Origin of the sequence: Acinetobacter sp. XS-4 (genome assembly GCF_023920705.1) — a bacterium.
GTDB lineage: Bacteria > Pseudomonadota > Gammaproteobacteria > Pseudomonadales > Moraxellaceae > Acinetobacter.
Genome location: NZ_CP094657.1, coordinates 1,518,463 through 1,531,079, shown reverse-complemented (window position 1 = coordinate 1,531,079; position 12,617 = coordinate 1,518,463). Strand labels below are relative to the sequence as shown.

The 12,617-nt window shown below is 38.1% G+C and carries 11 protein-coding genes and 1 pseudogene; 6 read left to right on the top strand and 6 right to left on the bottom strand.

Translation table 11 applies throughout. The features are described 5' to 3' along the window. The first annotated feature begins 150 nt into the window (after positions 1–150). The 3 genes from MMY79_RS07170 to MMY79_RS07160 all read left to right on the top strand — a co-directional run bounded on the left by MMY79_RS07170 (position 151) and on the right by MMY79_RS07160 (position 3,648). Positions 151–1,824 carry an FMN-binding glutamate synthase family protein gene (locus MMY79_RS07170; protein WP_252612704.1) on the top strand — a complete coding sequence of 558 codons (1,674 nt, stop codon included), beginning with the start codon at positions 151–153 and terminating at the stop codon, positions 1,822–1,824. Between the two features lie 211 nt (positions 1,825–2,035). After that, positions 2,036–3,091 carry a linear amide C-N hydrolase gene (locus MMY79_RS07165; RefSeq protein ID WP_252612703.1) on the top strand — a complete coding sequence of 352 codons (1,056 nt, stop codon included), beginning with the start codon at positions 2,036–2,038 and terminating at the stop codon, positions 3,089–3,091. Between the two features lie 62 nt (positions 3,092–3,153). Continuing rightward, positions 3,154–3,648, top strand: coding sequence for a hypothetical protein (locus MMY79_RS07160; protein WP_252612702.1), 495 nt, complete (start codon positions 3,154–3,156; stop codon positions 3,646–3,648). Between the two features lie 55 nt (positions 3,649–3,703). On the opposite strand, the gene MMY79_RS07155 is transcribed toward MMY79_RS07160, so the two are convergent. Genes MMY79_RS07155 through MMY79_RS07140 form a run of 4 tightly spaced genes read right to left on the bottom strand, consistent with a single transcriptional unit; the run spans position 3,704 to position 7,415 of the window. Then, positions 3,704–4,732, bottom strand: coding sequence for an alpha/beta hydrolase (locus MMY79_RS07155; RefSeq protein WP_004791742.1), 1,029 nt, complete (start codon positions 4,730–4,732; stop codon positions 3,704–3,706). Beyond that, complete coding sequence (locus MMY79_RS07150) at positions 4,732–5,853, bottom strand: YdcF family protein (RefSeq protein WP_252612701.1); 1,122 nt, start codon at positions 5,851–5,853, stop codon at positions 4,732–4,734. The genes MMY79_RS07155 and MMY79_RS07150 overlap by 1 nt, the downstream gene beginning before the upstream one ends. A 4-nt stretch (positions 5,854–5,857) precedes the next feature. Next, complete coding sequence (murB, locus tag MMY79_RS07145) at positions 5,858–6,892, bottom strand: UDP-N-acetylmuramate dehydrogenase (protein WP_252612700.1); 1,035 nt, start codon at positions 6,890–6,892, stop codon at positions 5,858–5,860. A gap of 19 nt (positions 6,893–6,911) precedes the next feature. After that, positions 6,912–7,415 (bottom strand): low molecular weight protein-tyrosine-phosphatase, encoded by a 504-nt coding sequence (locus MMY79_RS07140; RefSeq protein WP_252612699.1) that lies wholly within the window; start codon positions 7,413–7,415, stop codon positions 6,912–6,914. A 329-nt stretch (positions 7,416–7,744) separates the two neighbouring features. On the opposite strand from MMY79_RS07140, the pseudogene MMY79_RS07135 reads away from it, so the two are divergent. Then, a pseudogene (locus MMY79_RS07135) lies at positions 7,745–7,967 on the top strand (transcriptional regulator); the annotation flags it as partial. A 95-nt stretch (positions 7,968–8,062) separates the two neighbouring features. Here MMY79_RS07135 and MMY79_RS07130 read toward each other — a convergent pair. Then, on the bottom strand, positions 8,063–8,374 hold the full coding sequence (locus MMY79_RS07130) for a YcgJ family protein (protein ID WP_252613461.1): 312 nt from the start codon (positions 8,372–8,374) through the stop codon (positions 8,063–8,065). 349 nt (positions 8,375–8,723) lie between these two features. Between MMY79_RS07130 and MMY79_RS07125 the strand changes: the two genes are divergently transcribed. Next, the gene (locus tag MMY79_RS07125) at positions 8,724–9,881 is read left to right on the top strand and encodes an iron-containing alcohol dehydrogenase (RefSeq protein WP_252612698.1); all 1,158 of its coding nucleotides are present in this window, start codon (positions 8,724–8,726) and stop codon (positions 9,879–9,881) included. Then, on the top strand, positions 9,881–10,315 hold the full coding sequence (locus tag MMY79_RS07120) for a thioesterase family protein (RefSeq protein ID WP_252612697.1): 435 nt from the start codon (positions 9,881–9,883) through the stop codon (positions 10,313–10,315). The genes MMY79_RS07125 and MMY79_RS07120 overlap by 1 nt, the downstream gene beginning before the upstream one ends. Positions 10,316–10,363: 48 nt before the next feature. On the opposite strand, the gene MMY79_RS07115 is transcribed toward MMY79_RS07120, so the two are convergent. Further along, a complete protein-coding gene (locus MMY79_RS07115) occupies positions 10,364–12,592 on the bottom strand; it encodes a phosphocholine-specific phospholipase C (protein WP_252612696.1) in 2,229 nt (742 codons plus the stop codon). Between the last annotated feature and the right edge of the window lie 25 nt (positions 12,593–12,617).

Here is a 12,617-nt window from a genome sequence, read left to right as displayed (position 1 = left end):
ATTTAAATACTTCCTTTAAAAATATTTCTAAATTGAGTGAACCTTTGAATGGCTCTTTGTTTTCTCTTAAAACTAACAATTCCATACTTGTAGTTTCACTTGCTTATTGGCAAGGTATGTACCAGTAAAACATTAGGAATTTGTTCCAATATGGCGAGTCCAGCACAAATCATTCGACATAAATTTCTCAATACATTTTTTTCGCGCCATTCTCTCTGGTTCTTATGTATTTTTACTGCACTGAGCATCACCTGGTTTCGAACCGTATACACCCCTCATAGTATCTATTATTTTATTTCTGATACTCTCCTTAACGGGTTATGGGTGCTTACAGGTGCACTAAGTTTATTAGGCCTTTACGATGTTTTGCAGAATAAACATTCAATTCTAAGAAACTACCCAATTATGGGGCATTTTCGTTTTTTGTTTGAAGATATACGCCCAGAAATTCGCCAATACTTTATTGAAGCGGATCAAGATGCCCTACCTTTTTCGCGTATGCAAAGAAGTCTAGTTTATCAACGTGCTAAAAATGAAAATGCAGATAAACCATTTGGTTCAATCATTGACGTTTATCAAGAAAATTATCGATTCATTGTCCATTCAATAAGCCCTTGCCCACCAGCAGATCCAAAGAGCTTTCGTATTCAGGTAGGTAATGCACAATGCCTTCAACCGTATAGTGCATCAATTATGAACATCTCTGCCATGAGTTTTGGTAGTTTAAGTGCCAATGCAATTCGTGCCTTAAATAAAGGTGCACAGTTAGGTGGTTTCTATCATGATACTGGCGAAGGTAGTTTAAGTCCTTATCATCTGGAAAATGGTGGTGATATTGTTTGGCAAATTGCCAGTGGTTATTTTGGCTGCCGTACCTTAGATGGCAAATTTGACGAACAGAAGTTTGCCAAGCAATCTCAATTGCCACAGATCAAGATGATTGAGCTGAAGCTTTCGCAAGGTGCAAAACCAGGCCATGGTGGTATTTTACCTAAACATAAAATTACCGCAGAAATTGCGCAAATCCGTGGTGTTTCTCGCGATCATGACTGTATTTCTCCGGCAAAGCATTCTAGTTTTTCGACCCCTATTGAAATGATGCATTTCTTACAAAAATTGCGCACATTATCTGGTGGTAAACCAGTTGGTTTTAAACTTTGTATTGGTCAACCTTGGCAGTTCATGAGTATTGTTAAAGCAATGCTAGAAACAAAAATTGTTCCTGACTTTATTGTCGTTGATGGCTCTGAAGGTGGTACAGGTGCAGCACCAATTGAGTTTAGCGACAATATTGGTACTCCATTACGTGAGGGTTTACGTTTTGTTCATAACACCCTTGTTGGTGCAGGACTAAGAGATCAAGTTAAGATTGGTGCGAGTGGTAAAATCATTAGTGCCTTCGATATTGCCAGTACTTTTGCGCTCGGTGCAGATTGGGTTAATTCAGCACGTGGCTTCATGTTTGCTGTTGGATGTATTCAGGCACAAAGCTGTCACACTAACCAGTGCCCTGTAGGTGTTGCAACCCAAGATAAAGACCGTCAAAAAGCAATTGATGTACCAACTAAATCAGAACGCGTATTTAATTTTCATAAAAATACATTGCATGCATTATCAGAAATGATTGCTGCGGCTGGTTTACGTCACCCTTCAGATATTAAAGCTCACCATTTGGCTCAGCGAGTAAATGACCGTGAAATTAAGAACTATGCTCAATTGCATTTTTTCTTAAAAGAAGGCGAACTTTTACAGTCTGAACTTAATAATGACGATGATAATTTTTATTATCGAATGTGGAATATGGCGGATCCTAATCACTTTTAATTTATATTAAATTGATATGTTGAGCATTACATTTATCGTGTGATGCTCTTCTATATTTAAAACGAATATGTGATTTTTTTCTTAAATTTCATTCCCCTTTTAATTTGTCTTTAATAGATTTTTCACCTAATATAAAAGTATAAATAACGTACACATTTTAATTTTATTTAATAAAAATTTTTTAATGCTTATAACAAGAAGGTATCTCATCATGTTGAAAAAAACATTCATCTCTTCTTTTGTCGCACTAGCTGTAGGTTTAAGTAGCTATGCTGTTGCTTGTACACGTGCCGTATATTTAGGCAATAACCAACATATTATTACTGCTCGCTCAATGGACTGGAAAGTTGATACGGGTACAAATTTATGGATTATGCCAAACGGGGTTAGTCGTGATGGTAGTGCAGGCTCCAACTCAATAAAATGGACGTCGAAATATGGAAGCGTAATTGCCACAGGCTATGAAGTTTCAACAACAGATGGAATGAATGAAGCTGGCTTGGTTGCTAATATTTTATGGTTAGTGGAGTCTCAATATCCAGATGTGAAAAAAACGGATAAGCCTTTACTCAGTATTGCGGCATGGGCTCAATATGTACTCGATAATTTCGCAACTGTCGATGAAGCCGTCAAAGCATTAGAAAAAGAACCTTATACGATTGTTACCGATAATGTCCCTGGCGAATCGAGGCTCACTACTCTGCATTTATCTATTTCTGACAAAACAGGTGATAGCGCAATTATTGAATATATTGACGGGAAACAAGTGATTCATCATAGCCGCAGCTATCAAGTCATGACTAACTCGCCTACTTTCGATAAGCAACTCGCACTTGCCGAATATTGGAAACAAATTGGTGAAACAATCATGCTCCCCGGTACAAACCGAGCATCTGATCGCTTTGCACGTGCATCTTTTTACATTAATGCAATTCCTAAAAATGATGATAGTAAACAGGCTCAAGCCTCTGTATTTAGTGTCATTCGAAATGCGTCTGTTCCCTATGGACTCAATACGCAAGAAGAACCGAATATATCTTCAACTCGCTGGCGAACTGTGGCCGATCATAAACAGATGCTTTACTTTTTCGAGTCAGCACTATCACCAAATGTATTTTGGGTTGATTTGAAAAAGATTAATTTTAAAGATGGTAAAACGCGTAGACTAGATTTAGGCCCTGATCAAAGCCATATCTATGCAGGTGATGCCACTTCTTCTTTTAAAATTGCAAAACCATTTGTATTTTTAAGCCCATCTATGCGTTAATTTATGTCAAAATTTACTGCACTTAACATAAATAATATTAAGCATACTCTCTTGGAATTTATATGATGAAGAAATCTCTACTCTTATTAGGTTCATGTCTACTTACAGCAGCTTGTAGTACTACACAGGTTAGTACAACAGCTCCTAAAGAGGTAAAGACAGCGGGTCAGCTAAACTGCTCACCAACTGAACTATGTCCTAGCTTACTCGTGAAATGGAACGAGAATCAAAAAGATCAGCTTCGTGTAGACGTTCATTTAAGTAGTAGTTATAACTTTTATGATATTAACGAGTTAACATTTGATATTGATGGGAAACGATTTAATTATCAACCTGCTCAATCAACTGAAAAAACCAATGTGAGCCGATTAGTTCCTAAACATTCTACAACGTTCTTTGTTATTCCAAGCAAATTCTTGCAAGAGTTTAAAAATGCTCAAAATGTGAATGTGTTGATAAAAACGGATAAAGGCACAATCGAACGCAATATGTATAGTCCACAAAAGCAGTCTTCGGTTTATAAAAACTTTATGCAGCTTTATCAAAATTCGAAATAAAGTACAAAGATGAAGTCATGCATCTATCCAATTTTTTGGATAGATGCATTATTTTTTAATAATAAAAATGTTTTGGCTTCGCATGTAAAAATGCTGGAATCAACCCTGTTAAAGCTGCACGTATATCTGCACGCTCATTAATTAATTGATGAGACCCTTCTTCTAGCATTAATAGCGTTTGCAGCCTAAATTTGCGACGAATAAACTCAATGTTGTACCGCCAATCAACTGTCTGATCGAGAGCACCTTGTGCAAGCCAGACGGGAATGCGACAAGCAGGCCGCTCTTCCATTTCTTGCATCCATTTAGACATTGCCAAAATCCAGTCCATTCCCATCATTCGGGGCTGCAATGGATCTTTTAAACGAATAAAACGTAAAAATTCAGGATTATGATTATTACGTCTAAAGTGTCTTGGTACTTGGCGCTTAATACGGCGAATAATGCCCAATCCAACTGGGTTATGCCACCATGCTGTTTTTGCAGGACGAATCAAAGGAGAAAGTAGTAAAACTCTATCTACAATCGGATCTTGGCGTTTTTCAGCATATTCTAATAAGTGATGCATCCAAATTGCACCACCCGTACTTTGTCCAATTCCTACCCAAGGTTTTGGTAACTGATCTGCATGTTTTACATATTGATAAACAGCCATCAAAACTTGTTGATAGTGATCAAAATTTTGAATACTTGCTGGTGAGCCATTGCTTAAACCATGCCCTGGTAAGTCATAGGTAATGACACTAAAACCTTGTTCAAGAATTTCACGAATAATGGGCTGATAAATACCACTATGCTCAAGATAGCCATGTAATAAGCAGACGGTACCTTGTATTTTTTCTACTTTAGGCTTGAAAACTTGCACATGTAATCGGAACAAAGGCATTTGAACATAGCCCTGCCAATGATCACATTCAAGTAAATGCAAACCATACAACTTACGGTAAGCCAATAAATCTCGAGAGGGTTCTTCTAATGTATTTAAATTAAGTGGACTTAGAACCTGTGGCGTAAGATCACGGTTAGGAACCGGCAAATCTAATTGTTTTAATACGGCAGGATTGAGAAACGGGATATCTGACATTAAGGTACCTCTCGACAATCACTTGAACCAAACAACATGTCGCGAATTGTCGCAAGTAATTCATAATTTGCACGACGGCTATGATCGTAATTTTGCACACTTGGTTGCCAGCGTGTCAGTGGTGTTGGCATTGGAGCCACAACAGGAATGGTTTCAATACCATTCAAAGCAAATAATCGACGAGTACGCGGCATATGGTATTCATCTGTAACCAACATGACCGTCGGTGCTCCACCCTTTTTCTGAAGCAATAGAGAGCTAAAACGTGTATTTTCACAAGTATTCATACTACGTTTTTCTAGTAGCTTTGCATCTACACCGCGCTCTTTTAACCAAGCTTGCATATAAGGTGCTTCAACCCCGCTCAGTACAATAGGAAGCTGATTTTGTTTTTCAACTTCTAAGGTTTTTTCTAGTCTCAATCGTGTATAGCCATTAACGACAATATCTTTTCCATTTTTATCAAGAGTCAAACCACCGCCTAAAACAACAATTGCATAAGGTTGTGATAACTTTTTAGCTGGAGCTGGTAAAGGATTTTTACGAACATATTCGATCTTTTGTTCAGGTTCGCTAACAGCTTTTTGATGTTCTGGAACAACAGGTTTTCTTGCTAAAAACTCGGTATATTGCTCTGTAAGAGCCTTATTTTCTGAACTATTAATAAACAGTGCTTCATCAATAGGGCTACTTGCTTCATCAGCAGCATCAATTTCTGAGTTTTTCACTACTAAAGGAACCGTTACAGAAGCGGCTGCCTCTGAATCTTGTTCCTTTTCTTCTAAAATAATAATTTGCTGCAAAGCCTTATAGTTTTCTTGAAGATAGGTCAGATCTGTTGTCTTTTTTTCACGTAATGCTTTTTCAGTCAGCTTTAAATAGGCTTGACGAGCAATCCATAGATTTGAACCCGGCTCTAAATTATCATGTTCACTTAATGCAGCCTGTCTCTGGCTTTCAGCGGCAACTTGATTCACATCAACAGGTACAAAATAATTAAGCCCAGCTACAATTAATTTTGAATAGAACGGCGAATATAAAAAAACCACGAAACAGCCTAATAGTACAAATAGCACGGTGACTACTTGTACTAAACGTACCATTAAGTGTACTTTTGGCATAAAACTATTCCGTATGATTTTCAATTAAACCTAAACTGTTATAAAGCACAGGCTCTGGTTCTAACATAATATGGAAACGCTGATCAACATCATGTTGTACAGCCTGATAAGTTTTCTTTACATCAGTAAGAGATGCATTGGCATAATTCACCAAAACTAATGCCTGTTTATGAAACATCCCCACCATATCGAGTTGCTTCCCTTTCCAACCCGCCTGATCGATTAACCATCCTGCTGCAATTTTAACGTTTCCACTAGCTTGGGGATAATGTGGAATTGTTGAGAATTGTGTGATTAAACGTTCAAATTCTTGAGGAGTAACAATCGGATTTTTAAAGAAACTACCTACATTTGGATACTCTTTTGGATCAGGGAGTTTACTTTGACGAATATGGATCACTTGATTTTGTAAGTTCTCAGCAGTCTGATTGTCTCCAACTGCTTGCTTCAAATCGCCATAGTTAAGCTTTAAATGTGGTTGTTTAAGTAATTTAAAAGTGACATGCGTAATAATGTAACGGTTTGGGTCATCTTTAAAAATACTATGACGATAGGCGAAATGGCAGTCAGCCGCTAAAATTGTCTGAGTTTGTTTTAATTTACGATCATATACTTGTACCGACTCAATAAACTCACCCACTTCTACTCCATAAGCACCAATATTTTGAACGGGTGAAGCACCCACTAACCCAGGAATAAGCGCTAGATTCTGCAAACCAAACCAATTTTGCTGAGTGCTATATAAAACAAAATCGTGCCAGACTTGGCCCGCACCCACTTTAACCCGAACGAAATCATGATCATTTGATAAAACTTCAATTCCTTGAATATCAAGATGGATCACTAAAGCATTGATCTGCTGCGGCAACAACATGTTACTACCGCCCGATAATACAAGTACATTTAGCTGATTCTGTTCAGCAAAATCCAAAGCTTCTTCAATATCCTGAATATTACTGACTTTTGTGTAATGTGAAGCTGTTACATCTAAACTTAATGTATTGAATGGCTTAAGCTGTACCTGATTCTGAATTTGCATTGTGTTGAAAAACCTATTCTTAAACATTCAATTGTTTTTTTAAAATATTAATCCACGCCAAACTACTAGACTCGCATTGGTCAAGTACGCGCTCGAAGCCATCAGCACCGCCATAATAGGGATCAGGTAAGGCTTGCTGCGGATATTCAGGATCATACTCACTCATTAAAGCTACTTTTGCACGAATTTGATGAGTACCAAACTGAGAAACCGCGCTTTGTAGCATGTCATGAATATCATCAAAGTTTTGGTGATCCATTGCCAAAATCAAATCAAACTCTAAAAAGTCCTGTGTTGAAAGCTGCCTTGCACGTAAAGACGACAAGTCATAACCTCTTTTTTTAGCGTGCAACTGACTACGCTGATCAGGTGCTTTATTTGGATGATAATTGCTCGTTCCAGCTGAATCGACAACGATATTGAGTTGATACGCATCACAATAATGTCTAAAAACCACTTCAGCCGTGGGAGAACGGCAAATGTTTCCTAAACAGACGCATAACACCTTATATTGTGTTTCCATTAGAAACTACTTCCAAACATTTGAATTAAATAGAAATAAATATGGAGCATGTAAAACCCTGACCAAACTATAAATTATAGTCAGAATCGGATTGACCATTGTGACGTGTTGCATTTTGTCAAAACTCACATGGCTTGAAAAGGAAAATAATGTTTATCAATAGATTAAAAGTTGATAAATCAGTCGACAAAGTAGCTGATCTTCTAATTTTCAAGAAAATAAGAAAGCCCTCTGAAGAGAGCTTTTACATCAAAGCAGACACTCGCCTTATTAATCATATGAGCTTTACATCTTAAAACAGGTTAACAAATACTTAACTTTCAACTTATGATTTTCTAGAAAATACAGGTATATCAAAACAGATTTTATCTAATCGTCTAAAACACCTTATCCAATTTGAAATATTTGAACTATCCATTTATAAGGAAGTTGGTGCGTAAGAACGTATTAAAGCAGATAAAGATGTCGTTAAAGTTTTTAATAAGAATACAGACGATGAAATTAAAGCTTGTTGACTCATCTAATCAAGTCTTAGATCTTAATAATCTGTAACTGAAACTTATTCCTCACAGAAATAAGGAATAACTTTTTATTTAGATATAAAAAAGCCCAAATATTATGGGCCTTTAAGTAAAATGAAGACAAAATCATTTATTTTTAAAAAGTTTATCAGTCATAGTTCTATCAATCTTGCTACGATGCCCATTCTCAAAATATCGATCAACGTGACATAGTTTTGTTTTGGTATCACAGAACACACCATTTGAGAGTGTAAATGCCGAGGTATCAAAACTGCCTTGAGAGAATGCTCTGTTGGCTTTGTGAGTTCCTAAATATTTGGCTGTAAGTTTTTTAGATACACCCTTCCTATCAGCACAAATATATTTGTCACAAATTACACCCTTTTTAGGTGAATAGACGCTAGAGCTAGTTTTAGCGATTGCTACAGGACTCAGCATCAAACACGTACATCCAATAAGACCAAGTAAAGTTTTAGAAATTTTCACTTTTTGAACCGAATAAAATTATAAATTGTTAAGACATTATATGAATTAGCAGCCTTCAGGAAAATCTACTGAACAGTATAAATAACAAAAAGCCCACCTTCCGATGATCTTTTAAATTACTTGCATGATCACTGTCTATCATCTGAGCCTGACCACATGAAAGTAGAGCTTTTCTCATATAACACGCAACATAATCGCCTCAGAACTACTTTATTTTAAGGTGTCTTATGCTAAGTTATTTGAAGATTGAATCTTATAGAACCATTCGACAATAATTTTCAAAAATAAGGAAATAATGTATATGAGCCATTTTCAATTTCAAACCGTTCCAAATATCATCTCTGGCTTAGGCTCTATACAAGAATTACAAAATGTTTTGTCTTCAAAAGCTTACCGGAAGTTATTACTGGTCACTGATGCGGGCATGATTAAAAATCAATTACACCTGCCTATTCTTCAAATTTTAAATACGCTCAATATTGAATATGTCATTTATGCAGATGTACAAGCTGACCCACCAGAACAAGTCGTTTTAGATGCAGCCAATTATGCAAAACAGCAAAATGTAGATGCCATTATTGGTTTTGGTGGTGGCAGTTCTTTAGATGTTGCAAAAGTAATCGCCTTACTCGCCCACCCCAACCAAACTCAAAGTTTGCAAGAGATGTACGGCGTAAACCAAGTAACAACAGCTCGCCTACCACTTATTTTAATTCCAACGACGGCCGGTACAGGTTCTGAAGTAACGCCTATTTCAATTGTGACTACTGGTGAGACAACAAAAATGGGGATTGTCTCTCCGGTACTATACGCCGATACAGCAATTCTTGATGCTACTTTTACTCAAAATCTTCCAGCACATATTACTGCCGCAACAGGTATTGATGCGATGGTGCATGCGATTGAGGCATATACCTCTAAACACAAGAAGAATATTTACACCGATATTTTAGCTAAGAATGCTTTGAAGCTACTAAACCATAACTTACCGAAAGTTCTTAAAGATGGTAATGATTTAGAAGCACGTCAAAACATGCTTTTTGGTTCAATGCTCGCGGGTCAAGCATTTGCTAACTCACCTGTTGCTGCTGTACATGCTTTAGCTTACCCACTGGGCGGTCATTTTCATTTATCACATGGGCATACCAATGCCTTAGTTTTGGTTGAAGTATTAAAATTTAATGCACCCAATGCAAAAAAACTCTATGCAGAACTTATGCAATGGCTCGACCCATACAGTAATGGCAGCACTGATGGTTTATGTGATCTGTTTATTGACCACATACAGAACCACTTAGACCGTAGTGGCTTGACCTTAAAACTTAGAGATTTGGGTATTGATGAGTCCAGCTTACCTAGACTTGCTCAAGATGCCATGTTGCAAACTCGCTTGCTACAAAATAACCCACGTGACATGACAGAAGCCGCTGCTTTGGCAATTTATCAGGCGATTCATTAATGACTAAACCAGTTTTAAAAACTCGCAATCAATTTAAGTTCTTTTTAGATATTCAAACGCGTTGGGCAGATAACGATATTTACGGCCATGTGAATAATGTGACTTACTATAGCTACTTCGATACAGCAGCGAATGCATTGCTTATTCAAAAAACAGGTTTTGATATTCATGAAGCAAAATCAATTGGCTTAGTGGTTGATTCAGCATGTAGCTTTTTACAAGAGTTATCATTTCCAGAAATTATTCAGGTGGGCGTCGCAATTGGTAAAATCGGTACGACTTCTCTACGTTATGAATTGGCGATCTTTAAACAAGGTCAAGATCAAGCCTCAGCTCAAGGACATTTTGTGCATGTGTTTGTAGATCGCGAAACGCGTAAAACCGTACCCATTTCTGAGTCAGTTCGTGAAGCTTTAAAAAGTTATTTATTATAAAAAATGGGGCAAAAAGAAAATGATTTGTTCTTTTTGCCCCACCTAAACTTACATCATTGCAGGATCACTAAAGGAGTCTTCACCCGTTTCAACTCGGCCCGCAAAACGTCGGTAATAATATGGATCACTCTGACTGGTGATTTCAAAATCGTACCAATGCCCTACGTCAGCTAAAGCCCAATGTTGCTTAACGACTTGTCCCGCTTTTACGGTAAATTGTAACGGCGCATCTTGTCGATATGCACAAGGTTTTACTGTCAATATTGCATCCTTGGTTCCTTCATTCATGAGTTCTACGTATACATCACTATTGGCAATGTCATAGCACACTCGAATTTCAGGTTTAACGCCACTATCAACAATACGTTGAGTATCACCTTTAAAGTGACGATGATAGCCATTTGGACCAAGTACCCATAGGTCATAACGACCTAGGTTATCTTTTAAAGCATCCCATTCATCATCTAAAGTTTTATTCGGCTCGACAATATAACGCTTTGGAATAAGGTCTAGGTTAAGTTTGTCATATACATGAAAAACCGCTGCCTGTTTCCCCGTATTAGAGAATATCAATTGCACTTTGCCATCCGCTTTACAGCGTGCGCTGGTGTGCAATTCGTAAGGTAGCGCACGCGACAGACGTATGCCACTTTGCTGAATCGGTAACTTAATATCCGTTGGTACAGGCACAGCTGGTAGAGCTTCCTGATTTTCTCTTAACTCATCTGCCTGCAAACGTGTCTGTTTACCATTGAGCTGAGGTAAAACATCTGCATTTGGTGTTTTAAAGTTAAATGCACTGGTTAAATCACCACACACTGCACGGCGATATGGACTGATATTCGGCTCTTTTACACCGAAACGTTTTTCTAAAAACATGAGGACGGAAGTATGGTCAAAAACTTGCGAGTTCACCCAGCCACCACGGCTCCATGGGGAAATCACATATAACGGAACACGAGGACCCGGACCATAAACTCGTCCATCATGTGTAGGTTGAGAATGACTTCCCTCAGGTGCAGCATGGTCAAAATATTCATCCTGCATATCAGCACTGCTTAATGTCGATTTACCAGCATACTGACCATTTGCAAGTCGTGATGGCGCAGATGGTGACGGTACATGGTCAAAGTAACCATCATTTTCATCGAAATTGATAATGAGTGCTGTTTTACTCCAAACCTCTGGCACAGCAGTTAAAGCATCAATAATTTCTTGAATAAACCATGCCCCTTGGACAGGGCTAGAAGGATCTGGATGTTCACAATAAATTGATGGCGCATTAATCCAAGACACTTGCGGTAACTTACCTTCACGAATGTCGCGTTTAAAAGCATCGAGATATTCTTCAGGTTTATTGCCCGGCAATGTATTTGCAATGCCTTTATAAAGTGGATTTTTGGCATTATCGGTCGCAGCATCATAGGCTTTGTACGGTAGTTTTTGACCTGTATCAGCGTACGGTTTGTTTGGTTCACCACCGCTTGCAACAGGATAACCAGATGCAATATTAGCTTTTCTGAATGTCCGAAATGCCCCAAGCATGTTATCGCCCCATTCATCTGGCATATTTTGATAACAAATCCAGTTTACCCCTGCTTCTTCTAAACGCTCAGCATAAGTCTTCCACGTGTAACCGCGATCTGCCGTAGCTGGATTACCATCAATCCAGTCCCACTCATTGTTTACAAATGAACGCTTGGTCGGTGTCGCCCCATTGGTACCCGTTAAATGAAAAGAGCGGTTTGCATCTGTTCCAGTGTGCATAGAGCAATGGTAGGCATCACAAATCGTAAAGGCATTCGCAAGTGCAAACTGATATGGAATTTCTTTTTCTTTAAAATAACCCATGGATATATCAGTTTTATGGGCTGGCCAATTCGCCATACGCCCATTGTCCCAAGCCAGCTGACTGTCATTCCACGTATGCGGTGTCCCATCTGCACGCTGCGCATTATTGGCTGTACCATCTAAATGGAAAGGCGTTAAAACTTGCCCATTACTTCTAAGTTGCTCCCAGACACGGCGGCCACTTGGTAGAGGAATTGTAAAACGGTCAGCAAAACCTCGAACACCTTTTAACGTTCCGAAATAATGGTCAAAAGATCGGTTTTCCTGCATTAAAATAATAACGTGTTCGACATCCTGAATGGTGCCAGTTTTATTGTTTGCAGGAATTGCTAAAGCTTTTTGAATACTAGATGGGAAAGCTGCCAATGCCGCAGCACCAAAACCCATATTTAAAGAATAATTTAAAAATTTACGACGTGTAATCATGATCAGGTTCTTTTTATTATTTAAG

What these genes read in the sequence shown, in the direction of transcription:
- murB (WP_252612700.1), bottom strand. Translation starts at nt 6,892, where the DNA reads ATGCAAATTCAGAATCAGGTACAGCTTAAGCCATTCAATACATTAAGT.
- MMY79_RS07130 (WP_252613461.1), bottom strand. Translation starts at nt 8,374, where the DNA reads ATGCTGAGTCCTGTAGCAATCGCTAAAACTAGCTCTAGCGTCTATTCA.
- MMY79_RS07115 (WP_252612696.1), bottom strand. Translation starts at nt 12,592, where the DNA reads ATGATTACACGTCGTAAATTTTTAAATTATTCTTTAAATATGGGTTTT.
- MMY79_RS07160 (WP_252612702.1), top strand. Translation starts at nt 3,154, where the DNA reads ATGATGAAGAAATCTCTACTCTTATTAGGTTCATGTCTACTTACAGCA.
- MMY79_RS07170 (WP_252612704.1), top strand. Translation starts at nt 151, where the DNA reads ATGGCGAGTCCAGCACAAATCATTCGACATAAATTTCTCAATACATTT.
- MMY79_RS07165 (WP_252612703.1), top strand. Translation starts at nt 2,036, where the DNA reads ATGTTGAAAAAAACATTCATCTCTTCTTTTGTCGCACTAGCTGTAGGT.
- MMY79_RS07155 (WP_004791742.1), bottom strand. Translation starts at nt 4,732, where the DNA reads ATGTCAGATATCCCGTTTCTCAATCCTGCCGTATTAAAACAATTAGAT.
- MMY79_RS07140 (WP_252612699.1), bottom strand. Translation starts at nt 7,415, where the DNA reads ATGGAAACACAATATAAGGTGTTATGCGTCTGTTTAGGAAACATTTGC.
- MMY79_RS07150 (WP_252612701.1), bottom strand. Translation starts at nt 5,853, where the DNA reads ATGCCAAAAGTACACTTAATGGTACGTTTAGTACAAGTAGTCACCGTG.
- MMY79_RS07125 (WP_252612698.1), top strand. Translation starts at nt 8,724, where the DNA reads ATGAGCCATTTTCAATTTCAAACCGTTCCAAATATCATCTCTGGCTTA.
- MMY79_RS07120 (WP_252612697.1), top strand. Translation starts at nt 9,881, where the DNA reads ATGACTAAACCAGTTTTAAAAACTCGCAATCAATTTAAGTTCTTTTTA.